We start from the raw sequence: 19,674 nt of genomic DNA, 5'->3' as shown, positions 1-19,674 counted from the left end.
ACGGAGGCCGGGCCTCAGGACGCCTGGCGGCGGACGGCGACCAGCACGCCGACGGCCGCCAGGCAGGCCACGACGGCCGACCCGCCGTACGACACGAACGGCAGCGGCACCCCCACGATCGGGGCCAGCCCGATGACCATGCCGACGTTGACGAACGTCTGCGCCGCCAGCCAGCAGGCGATCCCGGCCGCCACCAGCGTCGCGTACGGGGTGACGGCCTCGCGGGCGATCCGCAGGGCCCGCCACAGCACCGCCCACAGCAGCGCCACCAGCAGCGCCGCCCCGGCGAAGCCCAGCTCCTCCCCCGCGACCGTGAAGACGAAGTCGGTGTGCTGCTCGGGCACGAACCGGCCGCCGGTCTGGTCGCCCCGGAACAGCCCGCGCCCGAACAACCCGCCCGAGCCCACCGTGACCAGCGCCTGCGCGGCGTTGTAGCCCGCTCCCTGGGGATCGGCCATCGGGTCGGCGAACGTGAGCAGCCGCTGCACCTGGTGCGGCTTGAGCAGCCCCAGGAACCAGGCGGCCGCCGCCCCGGCCGCGCCCGCGCCCGCCAGCAGGGCCAGCCACCGGCCCCGGACCCCGGCCACCACCAGCATGCCGCCCGCCGTCGCCGCCATCACCGTCGCGGTGCCGAGGTCGGGCTGGAGCATGATCAGCCCGAGCGGGAGCGCCGCCGCGGCGAGCGCGAGCAGGACCTGCGGCCCGCGCGGGCGGCGCCCGCCGTCGGGGCGCTCGCCGAGCAGCACCGCCAGCATGAGCACCAGGGCGAGCTTGGCGGGCTCCGACGGCTGCAGCTCCAGCCCGCCGACGGCCAGCCACGACTGCGCGCCGTTGACGGTCCTGCCCAGCGGGGTCAGCACGGCGGCCAGGCTCAGCATCGAGGCCAGGAAGGCCGGCGGCGTCCAGGCCCGCAGCGTGCCGTGGTCGGCGCGGGCCGGCACGGCCATCGCCACCAGGCCGGTGAGCACGTTGACGGCCTGCTTCTTCAGGTACGTCTGCGGGTCCTCGCCGGCCGCGGCCATGCGTGGCCGGGTGGCCGACCAGACCAGCAGCACCCCGGCCAGGCTGAGCGCGGCGGCGGGGGCGAGCAGCCGCCAGTCCGGGCGGGCTAGGGCGTTCCTCATCGTTTCCCCTCCGGCAGGGCGGGCTCGTGGCCCTCCAGGCCGTACATGCCGGACCAGATCTCCCGTACGGCCGGCGCGGCCGCCTCGCCGCCCGACCCGCCCCTGGAGACCACGGCGACCACCACGTAACGGGGGTGACCGGCCGGGGCGAAGGAGGCGAACCAGGAGGTGTCCTCGGCGCCGTACGCCTCGGCGGTGCCGGTCTTGCCGGCCACCGGCAGCTTGTCCAGCGGGAACCCGGCGAAGGCCGCGGCGGCGGTGCCCGACCTCGGCACCCCGGCCAGGGCGCGGCGCAGGTAGTCCAGGGTCCTGGCCGGGACGGGCAGGCGGCCGGCGACCGGTGGCGTGATGGTGCGCAGCGGCCGGCCTCCGGCGTCGCGCACCTCCTTGGCGACGCGCGGGCTGAACAGGGTGCCGCCGTTGGCCAGGGCGGCGTACGCGCGGGCCAGTTGCAGCGGCGTGACCAGCACGTCGCCCTGGCCGATGGAGAAGTTGGCGGCGTCGCCGGCGGTCCAGACGTAGCCGCGGGCGCAGTTCTCGGCGGCCACGGCCTTGAGGTAGGCGGCACGGGCGCGGTCCTTCTCCCGCGGGTAGCCGGTCCGCGCGGCCCGGCAGGTCTCGTCCCTGGTCCGCTCCCAGTACGCCTTCTTCCACGCCCGGTCGGGCACCCGGCCCGCGGCCTCGCCGGGCAGGTCCACGCCGGTCCTGGCGCCGAAGCCGAACGCCTCGGCCATGCGCTGCATCGGGTCGTCGTCGCCCTTGAGCCACATCTGGTGGGCGAACCGGTAGAAGATCGTGTCGCAGGACACGACCAGGGCCCGGCGCAGGTCCATGACGCCGAGGTCGGCGCCCCCGAAGTTGCGGAAGGAGTGATCGCCGATCCGGTAGGAGCCCGGGCAGTCGTAGCGCCCGGTGAGCGGGCTGCCGGCGCCGACGGCGGCGGCCGTGGAGACGACCTTCCAGGTGGAGGCGGGCGGCCACTGGCCCTGTACGGCCCTGGCCAGCAGCGGGCTGCCCGCGCCGGTCAGGCGCCGGTAGTCGGCCGGCTCGATGCCGCCGCTCCACACGTCGGGGTCGTAGCCGGGGTAGGAGGCCATCGCGACCACGCGGCCGGTGCGGGCCTCCAGCACGACGGCCGCTCCCGAGTCGGCGCTCGCGCCGCCCTTCCCCGCGCGGCGCACGGCGCGCTCCAGCGCCCGCTCGGTGACCGCCTGGACGTCGGCGTCGATGCTGGTGACCAGGGTCGAGCCGGGGACCGGCGGCTGCTCGCGCAGCGTGCGCAGCACCTGGCCGGCGCTGTCCACGACGACCTGCCTGCTGCCCGCGCGGCCGCGCAGGTCGGCCTCGTAGGCGGCCTCCAGGCCGTCCCTGCCCGCCACGGTGCCGTCCGCGCCGGGCGCCAGGTAGCCGAGCAGGTGGGCGGCCAGCTCGCCGCGCGGGTGGTCGCGGACGGGGCGGGGCTCGGCGGTGACGCCGGGGAAGTCCTCGGGGCGCTCCACGATCTGGGTCGCCTTCCTGGCGGGCACGTCCTCGGCGACCGGGACCGGCTCGTACGGCGAGCCCGCCCAGCACGGCCGCCCCACCCCCGGCCCGCACGGCCGCAGCCTCGCCGACAGCTCGGCGGCGGGCCGGCCGAGCAGGGCGGCGAGCCTGCGCAGCGTGGCGCGGCCCTGGTCGGGCTGGCGGCGCAGCGCGATCCGGTCCACCGTGACGGTCATGGCGGCGCGGTTGCGGGCCAGCGGGCGGCCCCGGTCATCGAGGATGCGCCCGCGCACGGCCGGGACGGCGACCCGGCGTACGTGGTCGGCGACGGCGGCCTGGGTGTAGCGCTCGCCGTCCAGGATCTGCACCTGCCACAACCGGCCGAGCAGGGTGAGGAACAACGCGGCCACCAGCAGGTGCACCAGCAGCAGTCGGGAGGGGAACGAGCGTCGCATCGAAGTGGTGTCCGGACGTGGCCCGCCGGCGCCAGGTGAGCAGGCGCCACAGCAGCGGGGCGGCGATCAGGTTGCACAACAGCACGGCGGGCTCCGGGCCGGGGGCCGCGCCGGTCAGCCCGGAGGCACCCGCGACGGCCACGGTGCCGGTCGCAGTGCCGAGGAGCACGCGGGCGAGCGGGTGCAGCCGGCGCGGCAGCAGCCCGCAGGCGTGGCCGAGCAGGCAGAGCAGCAGCGCCGTCCGGCCGGCGGGCGGCAGCGCGGGCGGGACCAGGTCCGCGACGAGCCCGGTCGCGAACCCGGCCGCCGCTCCCGCGACCGGCCCCGCCGCCGTCCCCGCCACCACGGCCACCAGCAGGGCCGCGTCGGGCCGGGCGTCCGGCCGGCCCAGCACGGCCACCTGGAGCAGCGGGGCCAGCACCACCGCCACCGCGATCCGCCGCCACGGCGGGCCCGGCGACCGGTCAGCCCGCATCGGTGATCACGCCCACGACGTCGAGGGTGCCGAAGGTGACGGCGGGACGCACCAGCGCGGTGCGGGTGAGCTGGTCGCGGGCGGGCTCGACGCGCTCGACGGTCCCGACGGGCAACCCCGGCGGGTACGGCCGCGAGCCGCTCGACCCCAGGGTCTCCACCCGCTGGCCGGGGCTCAGCCGGGCGTCGGCGTCGAACAGCCGCAGCCCGAGCCGCCCGTCGCGGCGGCCCTCGACGGTGCCGATCGCCCGCGAGCCCGCCAGCCTGACCCCGGCGGCGGCCGGCGGGGCGGTGGCCAGCAGGACGGTCGCGACGTCCGGCCCGGCCTCGGCTACCCGGCCCACCAGGCCGTCGGCGGTGACCACGGCCAGGCCGGGGCGAACCCCGTCCCCGGTGCCCGCGTCGATCGTCACGCTGTCCCCGCCGGTGGCGACGACCTGCGCGGGCACCAGGGTCAGGCTCGGGTGGGCCGCCTGGAGCCGCCGCCGGCCGGCGTCCCGGTCGTGCGCGGCCCGCTCGGCCCACAGCTCGGCGGCCAGCCGGGCGGCGCGCCGCTCGGCCTCCTCGGCGCGGCGGCGCCACGCGCCGGCGTCCGCGACCGTGCCGACGGGCGCCGACACCGCCGCGAGCGCCCGCTCCGCCGGGCCGGCCGCCGCCGCGGCGGCCGAGCGCAGGGCGGACGCGCCGCCGCCGCGCAGGTCCAGGGTGACGAGCACGAGGGCGGCGGCGACCAGGAGCGCGAGCACGCGCCAGTGACGGGGGAGCACACGCATGTCTCACCGCCGCGGCTCGGGCATCAGCACGCCCCGCAGGCGGTCGAACTCCTCCACGCAGCGCCCCGATCCGAGCACCACGGAGTGGAGGGGGCTCTCGACCGTCCTGATGGGCATGCCGGTCGCCTGGGCCAGCCGCCGGTCCAGCCCGCGCAGCAGCGCGCCGCCGCCGGTCAGTGTGATGCCGGTGCGCACCAGGTCGCCGGCCAGCTCGGGCGGGCACTGGTCGAGCGCGGTCTGCACGGCGTCGATGATGGCGTTCACGGGCTCCTCGATGGCCTCGCGCACCTCCTCGGCCGAGATCATGACCGTGCGCGGCAGGCCGCTGATGAGGTCGCGGCCGCGGATCTCGGCCTTGGGCTCGTCCTCCTGCGGCCAGGCGAAGCCCAGCTCGATCTTGATCTCCTCGGCCGTGCGCTCGCCGAGCAGCAGCGAGTGCTCCTTCTTGACGTACGAGATGATCGCCTCGTCCAGCTCGTCGCCGCCCACCCGCAGCGAGCGGGCGGTGACGATGCCGCCGAGCGAGATCACCGCCACCTCGGTGGTGCCGCCGCCGATGTCGACGACCATGCTGCCGACCGCCTCGTGGACCGGCAGCCCCGCCCCGATGGCGGCCGCCATCGGCTCCTCGATGATGGAGACCTTGCGCGCCCCCGCCTGGTAGCCGGCCTCCTTGACCGCGCGCTGCTCCACGCCGGTGCAGCCGCTGGGGATGGCCACGACCAGGCGCGGCTGGGTGAAGTAGCGGCGGCGGTGCACCTTCTGGATGAAGTAGCGCAACATCTGCTCGGCCGCTTCGAGCTGGGTGATGACGCCGTCGGCCAGCGGGCGGATGGCCACGATGTGGCCGGGGGTGCGGCCGATCATCTGCTTGGCCTCGGCGCCGACCGCGACGATCTTGTCGGTCCTGGTGTTCACCGCCACGACGGAGGGCTCGTCCAGGACCACGCCCTTGTTGCGGACGTACACGAGCGTGTTGGCCGTGCCGAGGTCGACAGCCATGTCACGGCCGAGGAAATCCAGCACAGACATGTCCCCCCACTCCAGGACTCGATCTCTACGCCGGGATCAAGAAAACTTATAACTGCGCTTACAGATTTCCGCAAGCCCAGCACGGAGCTTTGGCTAAAGCGGAGTTGCATCGAGGCATGGTCGTAGCTAAGGTGCCATCCCGGTTAGAGGTTTTCCGGGGGCCGGGCCGGTGTGCCCGCCCCCGTACCCCAAGAGGGCCATGATGTCCGACTTGCCGTTCGACGACGAGCACGCCCCGCTCTACTCCATGGGCCAGGTCGCGGAGATGCTCAACGTGCAGCAGGCCTACCTGCGCCGGCTCGACCAGCACGAGGTGGTCACGCCCAGCCGCTCGGAGGGCGGCCAGCGGCGCTACTCCCGCCGCGACATCATGACCGTGCGGCACGTCACGCGCATGGCCGACGAGGGCATGACGCTCATCGCGATCCGCCGCATCCTGGAGCTCGAACGCGAGCTGGAACGGCTGCGCGGGGAGCTGGCCGCCGCCCACGCCCGCCTGGAGCAGCGGGAGCACCGGCCTGACGGCTCCTGACGCCGTGCGGCGCCCGCCTGCCCCGACATCCCACACGGAGGTGATCCCTTTATGTCCGTACGGTCCCGGCTGCACATCGCGATGGTGGCGCCGCCCTGGTTCGAGGTGCCACCCCGCGCGTACGGCGGTATCGAGGCTGTGCTCAACGACCTGGTCCGGGCCCTGACCAAGCTCGGCCACCAGGTCACCCTGATCGGCGCGGGCCGGTCCGGCACACCCGCACGCTTCCTGGCCACCTACCCCAAGCCGCCCTCCGACCGGCTCGGCGAGGCCATGCCCGAGGTGGTCCACGCCGCCTCCGCCAACCGGCTGCTGGCGGACCTGGACGTGGACGTCGTCCACGACCACTCGCTCGCCGGGCCGCTCACCGCCGCCGGCCGGTCCGTGCCGACCGTGGTGACCGTGCACGGCCCGGCCCACGGCGAGATGGGCGAGTACTACCGGCTGCTCGGCGACTCGGTCGGCCTGGTCTCCATCTCCACCGCGCAGCGCCTGCTCGCCCCCGACCTCACCTGGGCGGGCACCGTCCACAACGCCATCGACGTGACCACCTTCCCCTTCAAGGAGCGCAAGGAGGGCTACACGCTCTTCCTCGGCCGCTTCAGCCCCGACAAGGGCGCCCACCTGGCCATCGACGCCGCCCGCGCCGCGGGCCGCCGCATCCTGCTGGCCGGCAAGCTCATCGAGCCCGCCGAGCACGAGTACTTCGACAGCCACATCAGGCCGCGCCTCGGCGAGGACGCCGTCTACGTGGGCGAGGCCGACGGCGCCGCCAAGCGCCGGCTGCTGGCCGACGCCCGCTGCCTGCTGTTCCCCATCCAGTGGGAGGAGCCGTTCGGCATGGTCATGATCGAGGCCATGGCCTGCGGCACCCCGGTCGTCGCGCTGCGGCGCGGCTCGGTGCCCGAGGTCGTGCGGCCGGGTGTCACCGGTGTCGTCTGCGACCGTCCCGACGAGCTGCCCGCGGCCATCGAGGCGGCCGGCTCGCTCACCCCGGCCGACTGCCGCGCGCACGTCAACCGCCACTTCGACGCCATCAGCATGGCCCGCGGCTACGAGAAGATCTACGAGCGGCTCGCCGGCGACCGCCGCCCCACGCCCGTGGCCGCCTGATCCCCGCGGGCGGAGGTGCCACGGCCCTCCGCCGGGGCAGGGGGTGCCCATGCGCACGCCCATGAACGAAGCCCTGATCCGCCACTTCCGCGACCTGCGCGACGGCGTCCACGGCCGGGCCACCTCGCGGGAGGACAAGGAGCGCCTCTTCGCCACCGCGGTCGAGCTGCTCGACCCGGTGGCGCGGCGGGCGCTGGCGGAGTTCAACGCCGACCTGCTGCTCGGGACGGGTGAGGTGGTGGCCAGCGGCCTCACCCGCTCCAAGGAGGGCGGGCTGAACGCCATGTGGTCGCTGACCTGGCCGGAGCAGCGGGCCGCCCAGGTGCAGCCCGTCGCCGTCGTCGCCCACTACGGCGCCGGCTTCCACCACCCGCACCTGCGCGGGAACACGGTGGGCGACTGGCCGATGAACGTCTTCGACAGCGCCGACGCCGAGGCGCAGCTCGACACGCTCCGGGTCATCGCCGCCGGCGACGCCCACAACCTGGTCTTCCAGGAGTCCTACCGCCTCATGCCCGCCCTCACCCACCCCGTCGCCACGTAACCCGGCGAGCGGGGGCGCGGGGCGCGGGGGCCACGGCCCGGCCCGGCGGCGGGGTTACGCCTCGGTGAAGCCGCGGGCGCGGCCGCCGGCGGACTCGCGGACGGCCGCCGCCACCGCGCCCGCCACGTCCGGGTGGAAGACGCTGGGGATGATGTAGTTGGGCCCCAGCTCCTCCGGCGTCACCACGGCGGCCAGCGCCCCGGCCGCCGCCAGCAGCATCTCCTGCGTCACCCCGGCGGCCTGCGCGTCGAGCAGCCCGCGGAACACGCCGGGGAAGGCCAGCACGTTGTTGATCTGGTTGGGGTAGTCGGAGCGGCCGGTGGCGACCACGGTGGCGTGCTCGCGGGCGTCGTCCGGCGACACCTCCGGCTCCGGGTTGGCCAGCGCGAACACCACGGCGTCCTTGGCCATGGTCGCGATGTCGTCGCCGGTCAGGATGCCCGGCGCGGACACCCCCACGAAGACGTCGGCCCCCTTGAGCGCGCCGCGCAGGTCGCCGGAGTAGCCCTCGGCGTTGGTGTGCTCGGCGATCCAGCGCAGCGAGTCGTCGAGGTCGTCGCGCCCCTTGTGCACGGCCCCGAGGTAGTCGCAGACGATGACGTTGCGCGCCCCGGCCGCGAGCAGCAGCCGCAGCACGGCGTTGCCGGCCGCGCCAGCGCCCGCCATCGTGATCTTGACGTTCGCCAGGCTCTTGTCGACGACCCGCAGCGCGTTCTGGAGCGCCGCCAGCACGCAGATCGCGGTGCCGTGCTGGTCGTCGTGGAAGACCGGGATGTCGAGCAGCTCGCGCAGCCGCCGCTCCACCTCGAAGCAGCGCGGCGCGCCGATGTCCTCAAGGTTGATGCCGCCGAAGCCCGGCGCGATGACCTGCACGGTGCGCACGATCTCGTCGACGTCCTGGGTGTCCAGGCAGATCGGCCAGGCGTCGATGCCGGCGAAGCGCTTGAACAGCGCCGCCTTGCCCTCCATCACCGGCAGCGCCGCCTCGGGGCCGATGTTGCCCAGCCCCAGCACGGCCGAGCCGTCGGTGACGACCGCCACGGAGTTGCGCTTGATGGTCAGCCGGCGCGCGTCCTCCTTGTTGCGCGCGATCGCCATCGACACGCGCGCCACGCCCGGCGTGTAGGCCATCGACAGCTCGTCGCGGTTGCGCAGCGGCACCTTCGACTTCATCTCGATCTTGCCGCCGAGGTGCATGAGGAACGTGCGGTCGGACACCTTGTGGATGACGACGCCCTCGACCGCCTCCAGCTGGTCGACGATGGCCTGGGCGTGGTCGGTGTCGCGGGCGGCGCAGGTGACGTCGATGCGGAGCTTCTCGTGGCCGGCGTTGGTGACGTCGAGAGCGGTCACCACGCCTCCGGCCGACTCTACGGCGTGGGTGAGCTGGCTGACGGCCTTGCCGCCGGCCGGCACCTCAAGACGCACGGTGATGGAGTACGACACACTCGGGACGGTGGCCACGTCAATCGCTCCTTCGGGACTGACCAAGAAGTCCTCCCATGTTAGGGGGCTTTGGGTCAGCCTTGGGTCAATCGAGCGCGGCGGCGGCCAGGACGATCAGCTCCACGACGGCCTGGACGGGGATCGTCGTGCTGTCGGCGGCGAGGTGGTAGTGGCCGGGATCGGCCGGGTCGGCCCGGTAGAAGTGGCGCCAGTAGGCCACGCGGGCGCGGTCGTTGTCGTCGATGACCTCCCGGGCCTCGCGCTCGCCCATGCCGGCGAGCGTGACCGTCTGGCGGACCCGGCGCTCGACCGGGGCGTCGAGCCGGACGTGCAGGGCGCCGCGGTGGCCGGCGAGCACCACGGCCCCGGCCCGGCCCAGGAAGACGCCGCCCTGCCCGCGGGCGGTCTCGCGCATCACGCGCTCGGTGCGGCGCACGAACTCCTCGGGGGCGAGCGGCACCGGGCCGGGGACGTACATGTCGACGCCGCCGAACGTCACGGTGGGCAGCCGCACCGCCCCCGACAGCAGCCGGCCGAGCCCGCGCTCGGCGCGGTCGTCGTGGGCCAGCGCCTCCTCCAGCGTGCAGCCGAGCTCCTGGGCGACCGCGCTCGGGATGGCGCGGTCGACGAACGGCACGCCCAGACGCTCGGCCACGGCCGGGCCTATCCGGCCACCGGCCGTGCCGTACGTCGCCGAGATCGTGACGACCCGCATAGGGCCAGGTTAGAACAGGGCGCTCGCCAGAGCCCTGCGCGCCTTGGCCAGAGAAGGGTCATCACCCGGCAAGGTGTCGAACAGGCCGAGCAGGTGACGCCTGGCCTTGTCGCGCTCGTCGCCGGAGGTGCGCTTGACCACCGCGATGACGCGGTTGAACGCCTCGTCGACGGCACCGGACAACATCTCCAGGTCGGCGGCGAGGAGCTGGGCGTCGAGGTCGGCGGGGTCCTGCAGGCGGCGCTGGACGTCGGCAGGGTCGACGCCTTCCGTGCGCTTGATCAGGGTGACGCCGGCCAGGCCCATCTTGGCGTCCTCGTTGCCGGGGGCGCGGGCCAGCAGCCGCTGGTAGGACTCCGCCGCCGCGTCGAGGTCGCCGCGCTCGACGGCCTGCTCGGCCGCGACCAGGTCGGGGTCGCCGGGCGGGCCCGCCGGGCCCTCCTGCTCGCCCTCCACCTGCGGCCGGGCGTCGGGGTTGGCCTGGTAGAACTGCTCGACGGCGGCCATCAGCTCGTCGAGCCAGCGGCGCACCTCCTGCTCGGGCAGCACCTGCTGGAAGCCGGTGACGGCCTGCCCCTGGAAGATCGCCAGCACGGTCGGGACCGCCTGCACGCGCAGCGCCGCCGCGATCTGCGGGCTGGTGTCGACGTTGACCCTGGCCAGGACGGCCCGGCCGCCGAGGTCGCCGACCACCTTCTCCAGCACCGGCCCGAGCTGCGCGCCGGCCGGCGCCCGGGGGGACCAGAGGTCGAGGACGACCGGCACCTGCATGGAGCGGTCGACGACGTCGGTCGTGAACGTCTCCTCGGTCACCTCCACGACCGTGGCCGAGGCCGACGCGGCCTGGGGACCTGCGGCCTCCCGCCGGGCCTGCGCCTCCAGTGCCTGCTTGCGAGCGCCCAGATCGATCGCCCCGTAGAGCGACCCGGGCCTAGAGAAGTCCGCCATGCCCTTCATCTTGCCGCATCGACGAGCCGTCGAAGTCACCCGCCGCGACCCTCAACGTGCGCAACTGGTCGAACATGGCGTGGAGTTCGTCCTCGGCGTACATCCCCAGGCCGAACTCGGCGGCCATGAGGTCGCGGGTGGCGTGGCGGACGACATCGCGACCGGCCTCGGTGATCTCGGCCAGCACGCCCCGGCCGTCGCGCGGGTTGGGCAGCCGCCGGACGTAGCCCGACTTCTCCAGCCGGTCCACGGTGTTGGTGACGCTGGTGGGGTGGACCATGAGCCGCTCGCCGATCTTCGACAGCGGCAGCGCGCCGGTCCGGCTGAAGGTCAGCAGGACCAGCCCCTCGTAGCGGGCGAAGGTCAGCCCGTACGGCTTGAGCAGCGCGTCGAGCTGTGACAGCAGGATCTGGTGCGCTCTCATGATCGAGGTCACGGCCGCCATCGCGGCGGAGGGGCCGAATCGGGCGCGCCAGCTCTCCGCGGCGCGGTCGATCGGATCGAACGGCAGGTTGAGCGGCTTCGGCTGCGACACGCAGCTACGTTAGCGCGCCGCTCGTCCCGGTTCGCCGGGCGATCTGGAGCGACAGGCGCGCCTCCTTGACCAAGAATCCGGACGTCAATCATCACGCTCAGTTATGGTTCTCGTACGTATGGTGACGCGGAAGCCAAGTCCATCAGCCTGTGGGGACCGGCCGGACACCCGGCTTCCGTCTTGCCGAAGGGCACGGGGGGTGCTTGATGGACGACGTCAACGGGGTAACGGGTGCGTGAGCACGCGGGCGTTTCACGGGAGGAGCTGAAGCAGAGCGCGGCCGTCACGGTGGCCGTGCTGCTCGCTGTCGGCCTGGTCGCGGCGTGGAACGTCCTGATACCCGGCGTGGACGCCTGGGAGAACATCGTGGCCGCGGTCATCGGCTCGCTCCGGCTGACCGGGCCCGTGGCGGCGGCCTTCGCCGCCTGGGTGGCGCTGCGCAAGCGCCGGGCGCTGCGCGGCCGCTCGCTCAGCACGTGGCGGGCGCTCAAGGCGCCGCTGGCGATCGTGATGGTGGTGCTGGGCTCGTTCGGCGCGACGGTGCTGGTGCTGGCGGTCAAGACCGTGCTCACCGACCAGGCGGGCCGGCTGAGCCTGCCCGGGCTGGGCATGGGCATGGCGGGGCTGGCCCTCTACTCCGTCATCGGGTGGGTGGCCGGCTGGGTGCTGCCGAAGGCGGTCACGCCGCCGCTGGCCGGGCTGGCCTGCTACGTGGCGTTCTCGTGGCTGGCCGACGACCGCGGCTGGGCCGACAAGCTGGCGCCCGGCACCGGCGAGCCGTACGACCTGTTCCAGGGGCTGAGCGCGACCGCGTTCTTCGACCAGACGATCTGGCTGCTCGGGCTCACCGCGACGCTGCTGCTGGGCTGGGCGGCGCTGGTCACCCGGCAGGCGCTGGTGCTGGCGTGCGCGCTGCTGGCGGTGCTGGCGGCGGGGATGGGGATCTCGCGGGTGCTGGCCCAGACCCGGCCGGTGGCCGCCCAGGACATCACCTACGCCTGCCAGGACTGGCCGATCACGGTGTGCGTGCACCCGGGGATGCGGGCGGGGCTGACCGAGCTGGGGGCGGCGTTCACGCAGGTCGCCCTGCGGCTGGCCGGGACGCCCGCGGCGTTCACCCGGGTGGAGCAGCGGCCGCTCGGCGACGAGCTGCGGCCGTCCAACGGGCTCGCGCCGATCCACGTCCCCGACCTGTCGGCCGGGTTCGCGGAGAAGGCGGCGCACGAGTACATCGAGTCGCTGGCCAGCCGCTGCCCCGGCACGGCGGCCGACGGCTACCGCTCGATCGTCATGGCCTGGCTGCGCGGCGAGCCGCTGCCCGGCGGGCCGCTGGCCGAGCACCAGTACGCGGCGTCGTGGTTCGCCTCGCTCGGCGAGTACCAGCGGCGGGAGTGGCTGCGCATGTTCTACAACGACTTCCAGAACTGCCGGCTGTCGGGCATCCACTTCGGCGGCGGCCCGGTCCGGCCGCAGCTCGTGCCGCAGACGGTGCAGCCGACGCCGGAGTCCAGTCACGTCTACCCGGTGTACCCGGATCCGGCGGGCACCCCGGCCGCGCCACCCGCCGCGCCGGACGGCCCGCCGGCGGTGCCGGGCATGCCAGGCGCTCCGGACGTCCCGGGCGTCCCGGGCCCGCCCGGCACCAGCCCCGGCCCCGGCCCCGCCGTGGGCTACACCCCGCACGCCGCCCCGGGCTGGGTCGTCGCCGACCCGCGCCCCTGGACCACGGTCGGCGACACCTCCGCACCACCCCACCCCCCGGCCTACGGCACCACCACACCGCGCCGGATCCCGCAACACGGCACCCCTGGAGCCGCGACCTGGGCCTCCCACGGCAACCCCCACACCACCGGCGTTCCGAGCAGGGACCGCTCCCACAACCCTGGCCAGGACACAGGCCACCGGAACACCACCGGCCGAGACAGGGGCCTCCCGAACACCACCGGCACGCAGCCGGGCACCGGCACCACGGTCGCGAACAGGCACTGAGCCCCGCGAGTCCGCACCGGCCCCGGACCGGCGACTCCCCCGCCCGTCCACGACACGACACTGCACTGCGCTGCACCGCATGCCGCACGGCACCGCCGTCCGGCCGGCCGGTCCGCGAGCGTCCGCCGGGTGGTGTCACGTTCCTCGGGCCGGTCGCGGAGGAGCCGTCCGGCCGTCCCCGGGCGTGGAGCCGAGCGGGCGAACCGGGCAGAGCAGGTCGAGTGGGCGAAACGGAGCGGGACGGCGGGTGGTGCATGGGATGAGGGCGGGCGGGCGGGATCGGAGATGTCACCCTGGGGCTGGCACTGATGATCGCTCACCGGGTAGTCATGCCACCATGACGACTTCCCGTACGTCGCCGCCCGAGGTCGTCCCGGGCCGGCGCCGCAGGTGGCGATATGTGGTGGGTTTACTGGTCCTGGTCGCCCTGCTGGCGGTGGCCGGCCGCCTGGCCTGGACCTGGCTCGACCCCACGGGCGAGCGGACCATCGACCGCAGCCAGCCGGTCCTGCTGCAGTCCATCAAGGACATGAGCCGCTTCGAGGCCGCGACCGGCACTTTCCAGGTGGTCGTGGACCTGGAGAAGGACGCCAACTTCCTGCCCGACGCGATCAAGGGCACCAGGACGCTGTTCGTCGGCGCGGGCGGCGTGGACGCCTACGTCGACTTCTCCGCGATCGCCAAGGACGCGGTGACGGTCTCGCAGGACCGCACGCAGGCGACCGTCCGCCTCCCGCACGCCCAGCTGGAGAAGCCGAACCTGGACAACAGCCGCTCGTACGTCTTCGCCCAGCAGCGCGGCCTGTTCGACCGCGTCTCGGACTTCCTGTCGGGCTCCCCCGGCGACCAGCGCGAGCTGTACCTGCTCGCGGAGAAGAAGATCAGCGAGGCGGCCGTGGCGAGCGACCTGCGGGCCCGCGCGGACGCCAACACCAAGGCGATGATGACGGGCCTGCTCAAGTCGCTCGGCTTCACGAAGGTGACCGTCAAGTTCACCGACGAGCCCTGATCAGGACGGGTGCCCGGGCTCCCGCGCACCCGTCCTAGGACCCCTGCGTCGTACGACCTAAGTACCTGCCTACGCCTCGTACGCCCAGAGATAAGGCATAAGCCCGATGTGCCAGGAAGGGCCTTAGAAGCAACCTAGAGAGTGCAGACACCAGGCAACACCGCAACGCCTACGGAGAGCACTCGACATGAACGCCGAACTCGAATACAGCATCATGCAGCACCACGCCGCCGAGCTCCGCCGCGCGGCCGCCGACCAGCGGCGCGTCCGGGAGGCGCGGAAGGGCAACCGGTCCGAGCGCCGTCACCGCTCGGTCCTCGCCCGCCTCATCGCCTCATGACCGCCCACAAGCAGCCCGGCCGCCGCCTCCCTCGCGGCCGGGCTGAACAGCCCCCGTAGGGGGCGCCCGGAGCCGTGTTCCTGGGTATCGGCACCGGGCAGACAACCGCGAAGCCCCGGTCCTTTCCTGGTTGGACCGGGGCATCGCGCCGTTCAGAGGGTGATGACGAGCTTGCCGCGCGCGTGGCCCTTCTCCAGCTCGCGGATCGCCTCGGGCACCCGCTCCAGCGGGTACGTCCCGCTCACGACGGGCGCGATCCGCCCGTCCCCGGCCAGCTCGGCCAGCGTCCGCAGGTCCGCCTCGCGGGGGAAGGCGAAGACCACCCGGGGCCGCTGCCGGGTGAACGGCCCCAGCAGGGCCGCCCGTAGCTGCCGGTCCAGCCCCGCCAGCCACCGGCCGCCGCCCTCCCCGCCCACGATGACGAAGGTCCCGCGCGGCGTGAGCGCCCTGCGCAGGTGGGACAGCGGGCGCAGGCCGGCCGCGTCCAGGATGAGGTCGTAGCGGGGACGGTCGCCGTCCGCGAAGTCCTCGCGGGTGTAGTCCACGACGTCGTCGGCGCCGATCGAGCGGACGAGCTCCGCCTTCGCTCCGCCGCACACGCCGGTCACGTGCGCGCCGAACGCCTTGGCGAGCTGCACCGCGAACGTCCCCACGCCGCCGCCCGCGCCGATGACCAGCACCCGCTGCCCCCGCCGCACCCGCCCGGCGTCACGCAGCGCCCGCAGGGCGGTCATGCCCGAGGTGGGCACGGCGGCGGCCTGCTCGTACGACAGGTTCGCCGGGATCGGCGCGAGCCGGTCCGCGCGGGCGCGGGCGTACTCGGCGTAGGCCGCCCCGCAGGTGCCGAAGACCCGGTCCCCCGGCTTGTACGCGGTGACGCCCGCCCCGACGGCCCTGACCTCCCCCGCCACGTCGGTGCCGAGCCAGGGCGTCCTGGGGCCGCGCAGGCCGGTGCCGAGCCGCATGAGGTAGGGCAGGCCGGTCAGCACGTGCCAGACGCCGGGGTCCACGCCCGCCGCGCGGACCCGTAACAGCACCTCGTCGTCGCCGGGCACGGGCTCGTCCACGTCGGCGAGGCCGAGGACGTCGGCCGGGCCGTACGCCTGCCGGATGATCGCTTTCATCGGGGGTCTCCGTCCGGGTACTGGAACACGTCGTCGAGCGGGGCTCCGAAGACCCGCGCGATCTGGAAGGCCATCTCCAGGGACGGCGAGTACCGGCCCTGCTCGATGGCGATGATCGTCTGCCGGGTGACGCCGATCCGCTCGGCCAGCTCCGCCTGGGTCATCTCGCCGTGGGCGAACCGCAGCGCCCGGATGACGTTGGTGACCCTCGTGGGCTTCACCATCCCGGCAGCCCCCGCCGGTAGGCGACGATCTTGAGAGTGGACCCGAGGACGGCCGACAGCACGAACCCCAGGTAGAGCACGTTGGCGATCCAGAAGTGCGGGAGCTCGGCCATCGCCATGACCAGCGCCGCCAGCGCGCCGGCGACGAGGAACCACTGCCCGGCGTACTCGCCGTACCGGTGGATCTCGCGGTCGCGCCGGTCCTTCTTGCCGAGGTCGGCGGGCGAGACGAGCCCGGCCGCGATGAACAGCACGATCGAGGCGGCGCACGCCCCGCCGACGCTCCACAGCAGCGGCGCCACGTACGGCACCTCGGCGAGCGGCCGGGCGCGCGCCCGGCCGAGGATCGTGGCGAGGTAGATCCCGTACGCGGCGATCGAGACCACCACCATGATCCAGGCGCGTTTCTCTTCGGATGCCATGCCCCGAATGTAAAACGACATAGACATCGTGTCTAGAATTTTTTACATCGCCCAGGTCGTGGCGTCATCGGGCGGACACGAGAACGCCGCCGGCGAGGCTCGCCGGCGGCGTCGAGTAGAAGATCAGGTGAAGGCGTCAGGACTTCGGCACGCTGATGAGCAGGGCGTCGCCCTGGCCGCCGCCGCCGCACAGCCCGGCCGCCCCGAGCCCGCCGCCCCGGCGCTTGAGCTCGTGGGCGAGGGTCAGCACGATCCGCGCCCCGGACGCCCCGATCGGGTGCCCGAGCGCGATGCCGCCGCCGTTGACGTTGACCTTGTCCAGCGGCACGCCCAGCTCCTTGGCCGACTGGAGCACGACGCTGGCGAACGCCTCGTTGATCTCGACCAGGTCGAGGTCGGCGGCGCTGACGCCCTGCTTGGCCATGGCCTGCTTGATCGCGTTGGCCGGCTGGGACTGCAGCGAGGCGTCGGGCCCGGCCACGTTGCCGTGCCGGCCGATCTCGGCCAGCCACTCCAGGCCCAGCTCCTCGGCCTTGGCCCTGGACATGACGACCACCGCGCAGGCGCCGTCGGAGATCTGGGAGGCCGAGCCGGCCGTGATCGTGCCGTCGGCGGCGAAGGCCGGGCGGAGCCGGGCCAGCGTCTCGACCGTGGTGTCGCCGCGCACGCCCTCGTCCTCCTTGACCACCACCGGCTCGCCGCGCCGCTGCGGGATCTCCACCGGGACGATCTCGTCGTCGAAGACGCCGTTCTTGACGGCGGCGGCGGCGAGCTGGTGGGAGCGGGCCGACAGCGCGTCCTGCTCCTCGCGGCCGATGCCGAGCCGGGTGTTGTGGCGCTCGGTGGACTCGCCCATCGCGCACTGGTCGAAGGCGCAGAACAGGCCGTCGTGGGCCATCGAGTCGACCACCTCGGCGCCGCCGTACTTGACGCCCTTGCGCAGGCCGGGCAGCAGGTGGGGGGCGTTGGTCATGGACTCCATGCCGCCGGCCACCACGATGTCGAACTCGCCGGCCCGGATGAGCTGGTCGGCCAGCGCGATCGCGTCGAGGCCGGACAGGCAGACCTTGTTGATGGTGACGGAGGGGACGGTCATCGGGATGCCGGCCTTGACCGCGGCCTGGCGGGAGGGGATCTGGCCGGCGCCGGCCTGGAGCACCTGGCCCATGATCACGTACTCGACGGACTCGGGCGCGACGCGGGCGCGCTCCAGCGCGGCCTTGATCGCGAGGCCGCCCAGCTCGACGGCCGACAGTCCGGACAGGGCGCCGAGGAGCTTTCCGATCGGGGTGCGGGCTCCGGCGACGATGACGGATCCAGCAGAGACGGAACTCGACATGACAACGGCCTCCTGTGCTCGCGCGTCCGGTCTTTGACACCATACCCACGGGTAGGACGTCGCTCGCCATGGAGGTAGACCACATATGTTCCTGCGGATCGACCACATCGGGATCGCCTGCGAGGACCTGGAGGAGAAGATCCGGCTCTTCTCCGAGACGTTCGAGCTCACGGTGGTGGCCCGCGAGGTGAACGAGGAGCAGGGGGTGAAGGAGGCCATGCTGCACATCGCCGACGGCGAGGGCGGCGGCTCCTACATCCAGCTCCTCGAACCGCTCTCCGCGGACTCCCCCGTGGGGAAATTCCTGGCCAGGCGAGGTGAGGGCGTCCACCATGTCGCGTTCGGTGTACGTGACGTCACCGAAACCATGACTAAGATCGGCGCGAAGGGTGTGAGGGTGCTGGACGAGCATCCCCGACATGGCTCCATGAACTCGCGGATCGCCTTCCTGCACCCGAAGGATGTGGGAGGGATGTTGACGGAATTGGTCCAGGCCGCCGATCCCGGCAAATCGTAAAAAACGTTCATATGTAACTAGTCACGCAGAAACATGGACGGGGCTTCGTCGGTGGCACCGGCGGAGTACGCTGGACCTCCCAACCGGACAGGGAGCCTGCCGCCAGGCCCGGGCTCTCGGCTCGGATGCCCCGAACCCCCCGTCCGGCACGTGTAGCCGTCTCGACAACCCAGGATCGAGCCTCCATGCAGTCCGACATCGACGCCCAGCTCAACAACTTCTTCGAGGACGCACCCGCACGCGAGTTCGATGTGGTGCTTCGTGGTTACGACCGGCATCAGGTCCACGATCACCTCAAGCAGCTCGACCAGGAGCTACGCCAGGCGCGCGAGCAGATCGCCGGCCTGCAGCGCGATCTGTCCGACTCCCAGCGCCAGTTGCAGGAGCAGGAGCGCCCCACGTACTCCGGTCTCGGCGCCCGCATCGAGCAGCTGCTCCGGCTGGCCGAGGAGCAGGCCACGGAGCTCGTCCAGGCCGCCAGGTCCGAGGCCAACGAGATCCGGGCCGCCGCCAAGGTCGAGGCGGCCGACCTGCGTGCCTCCGCCGAGGCCGAGGCCGCCGAGAAGCGCGCCCAGGCCACGCGTGAGAGCGACGAGATGCGCTCGGCCGCCGAGCGGGACGCCGAGGAGATCCGCGGCACCGCCCGCCGCGAGGCCGACGAGCTGACCAACACCACCGAGCGCGAGGTCGCCAAGCTGCGGGCCACCGCCGACCACGAGGTGGCCGAGAAGCGCGCCGACGCCGAGCGGGAGATCGCCAAGCTGCGCACCACCACCGAGCGCGAGGTCGCCCAGCTCAGGGCCTCGACCAAGCGCGAGCGTGACGAGGTGCTGACCGCCGCCAAGCGGCAGGCCGACGAGATGCGCGCGCAGGCGCAGCGGGTGCTGGAGGAGTCGGAGGCCAAGCGGGCCCAGGACGAGGCGGAGTTCGAGATCCAGCTCGCCTCCCGCCGCGAGGAGGCCGAGCGCCAGGAGGCCGAGCGCCACGCCACCGCCCAGGCCGCCACCCAGAAGCTGGTCGCCGAGGCCGAGCAGCGCGCCGCCACCGCCGAGTCGCGGGCCACCAAGGCGACCCAGCAGGCCGAGCAGACCCGCCGCGAGGCCGACCTGCACGCCAAGCAGCTCGTCGCCAACGCCCGCAAGAGCGCCGAGTCCATCGTGGCCGAGGCGAAGTCGAGCGCCGAGACCATCGTCACCGAGGCCAAGACCGAGGCCGAGCGCACCCGCACCGCGATGCAGCGCCAGGTCGACGAGCTGACCCGCCAGCGTGACAGCATCACCAGCCACCTGGCCCAGCTCCGCCAGCTCCTCGGCGGCGCCGCCCTGCCGGGCATGGACCCCGAGCCCGCGGTCACCGCGGCTCCGCCGAAGCCCGCGATCCCGGCGCCCTCGCCGGTCGTCGAGGCCCCGGTCACGGCGCCCGCGCCGAAGGTCGAGGCCAGGACCGAGGACGACGCGGAGTGGTGGCAGGAGTAGACGAGGGTCGGCGGCACGGGGGTTGAATGACGGCTGAGGAGAGCCTGGCGATCGCCTGATCG

General features: G+C 73.7%; 21 protein-coding genes. 8 read left to right on the top strand and 13 right to left on the bottom strand.

Annotated features, from left to right (window positions below; all coding sequences use genetic code 11):
* Positions 1-14: 14 nt before the first annotated feature.
* Genes rodA through AB0H75_RS04350 form a run of 5 tightly spaced genes read right to left on the bottom strand, consistent with a single transcriptional unit; the run spans position 15 to position 5,340 of the window.
* Positions 15-1,124, bottom strand: a complete 1,110-nt coding sequence (rodA, locus tag AB0H75_RS04370; protein WP_367790116.1) for a rod shape-determining protein RodA — start codon at positions 1,122-1,124, stop codon at positions 15-17.
* A complete protein-coding gene (gene mrdA, locus AB0H75_RS04365; protein WP_367790484.1) occupies positions 1,121-2,995 on the bottom strand; it encodes a penicillin-binding protein 2 in 1,875 nt (624 codons plus the stop codon). The genes rodA and mrdA overlap by 4 nt, the downstream gene beginning before the upstream one ends.
* Positions 2,877-3,536, bottom strand: a complete 660-nt coding sequence (locus tag AB0H75_RS04360; RefSeq protein WP_367790113.1) for a hypothetical protein — start codon at positions 3,534-3,536, stop codon at positions 2,877-2,879. The genes mrdA and AB0H75_RS04360 overlap by 119 nt, the downstream gene beginning before the upstream one ends.
* Entirely contained in the window at positions 3,526-4,308 is a 783-nt protein-coding gene (gene mreC, locus AB0H75_RS04355; RefSeq protein ID WP_367790109.1) for a rod shape-determining protein MreC, read from the bottom strand. The genes AB0H75_RS04360 and mreC overlap by 11 nt, the downstream gene beginning before the upstream one ends.
* Positions 4,309-4,311: 3 nt before the next feature.
* Positions 4,312-5,340: a rod shape-determining protein gene (locus AB0H75_RS04350; protein WP_367790105.1), complete on the bottom strand. Its 1,029-nt coding sequence runs from the start codon at positions 5,338-5,340 to the stop codon at positions 4,312-4,314.
* A gap of 199 nt (positions 5,341-5,539) precedes the next feature.
* Here AB0H75_RS04350 and AB0H75_RS04345 point away from each other — a divergent pair, with 199 nt between their 5' ends.
* The 3 genes from AB0H75_RS04345 to AB0H75_RS04335 are packed head-to-tail and all read left to right on the top strand — an operon-like array spanning position 5,540 to position 7,529.
* Complete coding sequence (locus tag AB0H75_RS04345) at positions 5,540-5,872, top strand: helix-turn-helix domain-containing protein (protein WP_367790102.1); 333 nt, start codon at positions 5,540-5,542, stop codon at positions 5,870-5,872.
* A gap of 51 nt (positions 5,873-5,923) precedes the next feature.
* Positions 5,924-6,985, top strand: a complete 1,062-nt coding sequence (locus AB0H75_RS04340) for a glycosyltransferase family 4 protein (protein ID WP_367790099.1) — start codon at positions 5,924-5,926, stop codon at positions 6,983-6,985.
* Positions 6,986-7,034: 49 nt separating this feature from the next.
* Positions 7,035-7,529 carry a hypothetical protein gene (locus tag AB0H75_RS04335; RefSeq protein ID WP_367790096.1) on the top strand — a complete coding sequence of 165 codons (495 nt, stop codon included), beginning with the start codon at positions 7,035-7,037 and terminating at the stop codon, positions 7,527-7,529.
* 54 nt (positions 7,530-7,583) lie between these two features.
* Here AB0H75_RS04335 and AB0H75_RS04330 read toward each other — a convergent pair whose 3' ends face one another.
* The 4 genes from AB0H75_RS04330 to AB0H75_RS04315 all read right to left on the bottom strand — a co-directional run bounded on the left by AB0H75_RS04330 (position 7,584) and on the right by AB0H75_RS04315 (position 11,173).
* Positions 7,584-8,993 carry an NAD-dependent malic enzyme gene (locus AB0H75_RS04330; protein WP_367790093.1) on the bottom strand — a complete coding sequence of 470 codons (1,410 nt, stop codon included), beginning with the start codon at positions 8,991-8,993 and terminating at the stop codon, positions 7,584-7,586.
* Positions 8,994-9,060: 67 nt separating this feature from the next.
* Positions 9,061-9,690: an AAA family ATPase gene (locus AB0H75_RS04325; RefSeq protein ID WP_367790090.1), complete on the bottom strand. Its 630-nt coding sequence runs from the start codon at positions 9,688-9,690 to the stop codon at positions 9,061-9,063.
* A gap of 9 nt (positions 9,691-9,699) precedes the next feature.
* Positions 9,700-10,638: a tetratricopeptide repeat protein gene (locus AB0H75_RS04320; RefSeq protein ID WP_367790086.1), complete on the bottom strand. Its 939-nt coding sequence runs from the start codon at positions 10,636-10,638 to the stop codon at positions 9,700-9,702.
* On the bottom strand, positions 10,622-11,173 hold the full coding sequence (locus AB0H75_RS04315; RefSeq protein ID WP_367790083.1) for a MarR family winged helix-turn-helix transcriptional regulator: 552 nt from the start codon (positions 11,171-11,173) through the stop codon (positions 10,622-10,624). The genes AB0H75_RS04320 and AB0H75_RS04315 overlap by 17 nt, the downstream gene beginning before the upstream one ends.
* Before the next feature lie 231 nt (positions 11,174-11,404).
* On the opposite strand from AB0H75_RS04315, the gene AB0H75_RS04310 reads away from it, so the two are divergent.
* The 3 genes from AB0H75_RS04310 to AB0H75_RS04300 all read left to right on the top strand — a co-directional run bounded on the left by AB0H75_RS04310 (position 11,405) and on the right by AB0H75_RS04300 (position 14,511).
* Positions 11,405-13,162 carry a hypothetical protein gene (locus AB0H75_RS04310; RefSeq protein ID WP_367790080.1) on the top strand — a complete coding sequence of 586 codons (1,758 nt, stop codon included), beginning with the start codon at positions 11,405-11,407 and terminating at the stop codon, positions 13,160-13,162.
* A gap of 400 nt (positions 13,163-13,562) precedes the next feature.
* A complete protein-coding gene (locus AB0H75_RS04305; RefSeq protein ID WP_367790077.1) occupies positions 13,563-14,171 on the top strand; it encodes a DUF4230 domain-containing protein in 609 nt (202 codons plus the stop codon).
* A gap of 187 nt (positions 14,172-14,358) precedes the next feature.
* A complete protein-coding gene (locus AB0H75_RS04300) occupies positions 14,359-14,511 on the top strand; it encodes a hypothetical protein (protein ID WP_367790074.1) in 153 nt (50 codons plus the stop codon).
* A gap of 152 nt (positions 14,512-14,663) precedes the next feature.
* On the opposite strand, the gene AB0H75_RS04295 is transcribed toward AB0H75_RS04300, so the two are convergent.
* The 4 genes from AB0H75_RS04295 to AB0H75_RS04280 all read right to left on the bottom strand — a co-directional run bounded on the left by AB0H75_RS04295 (position 14,664) and on the right by AB0H75_RS04280 (position 17,620).
* Entirely contained in the window at positions 14,664-15,635 is a 972-nt protein-coding gene (locus tag AB0H75_RS04295; RefSeq protein WP_367790070.1) for an NAD(P)-dependent alcohol dehydrogenase, read from the bottom strand.
* Positions 15,632-15,859: a helix-turn-helix transcriptional regulator gene (locus AB0H75_RS04290; RefSeq protein ID WP_367790067.1), complete on the bottom strand. Its 228-nt coding sequence runs from the start codon at positions 15,857-15,859 to the stop codon at positions 15,632-15,634. Before AB0H75_RS04290 ends, AB0H75_RS04295 begins: the two co-directional genes overlap by 4 nt.
* Positions 15,853-16,281, bottom strand: coding sequence for a hypothetical protein (locus AB0H75_RS04285; RefSeq protein ID WP_367790064.1), 429 nt, complete (start codon positions 16,279-16,281; stop codon positions 15,853-15,855). Before AB0H75_RS04285 ends, AB0H75_RS04290 begins: the two co-directional genes overlap by 7 nt.
* Positions 16,282-16,417: 136 nt before the next feature.
* A complete protein-coding gene (locus AB0H75_RS04280) occupies positions 16,418-17,620 on the bottom strand; it encodes an acetyl-CoA C-acetyltransferase (RefSeq protein WP_367790060.1) in 1,203 nt (400 codons plus the stop codon).
* A gap of 85 nt (positions 17,621-17,705) precedes the next feature.
* On the opposite strand from AB0H75_RS04280, the gene mce reads away from it, so the two are divergent.
* Entirely contained in the window at positions 17,706-18,137 is a 432-nt protein-coding gene (gene mce / locus AB0H75_RS04275; RefSeq protein ID WP_367790057.1) for a methylmalonyl-CoA epimerase, read from the top strand.
* 185 nt (positions 18,138-18,322) lie between these two features.
* On the top strand, positions 18,323-19,612 hold the full coding sequence (locus tag AB0H75_RS04270) for a DivIVA domain-containing protein (RefSeq protein WP_367790054.1): 1,290 nt from the start codon (positions 18,323-18,325) through the stop codon (positions 19,610-19,612).
* Positions 19,613-19,674 lie beyond the last annotated feature (62 nt).

The organism is Nonomuraea sp. NPDC050783 (assembly GCF_040802095.1).
Lineage (GTDB): Bacteria > Actinomycetota > Actinomycetes > Streptosporangiales > Streptosporangiaceae > Nonomuraea.
The sequence above is the reverse complement of the archived record's forward strand: the minus strand, read 5'-3'. Positions and strand labels throughout refer to the sequence as shown.

What these genes read in the sequence shown, in the direction of transcription:
- rodA (WP_367790116.1), bottom strand. Translation starts at nt 1,124, where the DNA reads ATGAGGAACGCCCTAGCCCGCCCGGACTGGCGGCTGCTCGCCCCCGCC.
- AB0H75_RS04360 (WP_367790113.1), bottom strand. Translation starts at nt 3,536, where the DNA reads ATGCGGGCTGACCGGTCGCCGGGCCCGCCGTGGCGGCGGATCGCGGTG.
- mreC (WP_367790109.1), bottom strand. Translation starts at nt 4,308, where the DNA reads ATGCGTGTGCTCCCCCGTCACTGGCGCGTGCTCGCGCTCCTGGTCGCC.
- AB0H75_RS04350 (WP_367790105.1), bottom strand. Translation starts at nt 5,340, where the DNA reads ATGTCTGTGCTGGATTTCCTCGGCCGTGACATGGCTGTCGACCTCGGC.
- AB0H75_RS04345 (WP_367790102.1), top strand. Translation starts at nt 5,540, where the DNA reads ATGATGTCCGACTTGCCGTTCGACGACGAGCACGCCCCGCTCTACTCC.
- AB0H75_RS04340 (WP_367790099.1), top strand. Translation starts at nt 5,924, where the DNA reads ATGTCCGTACGGTCCCGGCTGCACATCGCGATGGTGGCGCCGCCCTGG.
- AB0H75_RS04335 (WP_367790096.1), top strand. Translation starts at nt 7,035, where the DNA reads ATGCGCACGCCCATGAACGAAGCCCTGATCCGCCACTTCCGCGACCTG.
- AB0H75_RS04325 (WP_367790090.1), bottom strand. Translation starts at nt 9,690, where the DNA reads ATGCGGGTCGTCACGATCTCGGCGACGTACGGCACGGCCGGTGGCCGG.
- AB0H75_RS04320 (WP_367790086.1), bottom strand. Translation starts at nt 10,638, where the DNA reads ATGGCGGACTTCTCTAGGCCCGGGTCGCTCTACGGGGCGATCGATCTG.
- AB0H75_RS04300 (WP_367790074.1), top strand. Translation starts at nt 14,359, where the DNA reads ATGAACGCCGAACTCGAATACAGCATCATGCAGCACCACGCCGCCGAG.
- AB0H75_RS04295 (WP_367790070.1), bottom strand. Translation starts at nt 15,635, where the DNA reads ATGAAAGCGATCATCCGGCAGGCGTACGGCCCGGCCGACGTCCTCGGC.
- AB0H75_RS04290 (WP_367790067.1), bottom strand. Translation starts at nt 15,859, where the DNA reads ATGGTGAAGCCCACGAGGGTCACCAACGTCATCCGGGCGCTGCGGTTC.
- AB0H75_RS04285 (WP_367790064.1), bottom strand. Translation starts at nt 16,281, where the DNA reads ATGGCATCCGAAGAGAAACGCGCCTGGATCATGGTGGTGGTCTCGATC.
- AB0H75_RS04280 (WP_367790060.1), bottom strand. Translation starts at nt 17,620, where the DNA reads ATGTCGAGTTCCGTCTCTGCTGGATCCGTCATCGTCGCCGGAGCCCGC.
- mce (WP_367790057.1), top strand. Translation starts at nt 17,706, where the DNA reads ATGTTCCTGCGGATCGACCACATCGGGATCGCCTGCGAGGACCTGGAG.
- AB0H75_RS04270 (WP_367790054.1), top strand. Translation starts at nt 18,323, where the DNA reads ATGCAGTCCGACATCGACGCCCAGCTCAACAACTTCTTCGAGGACGCA.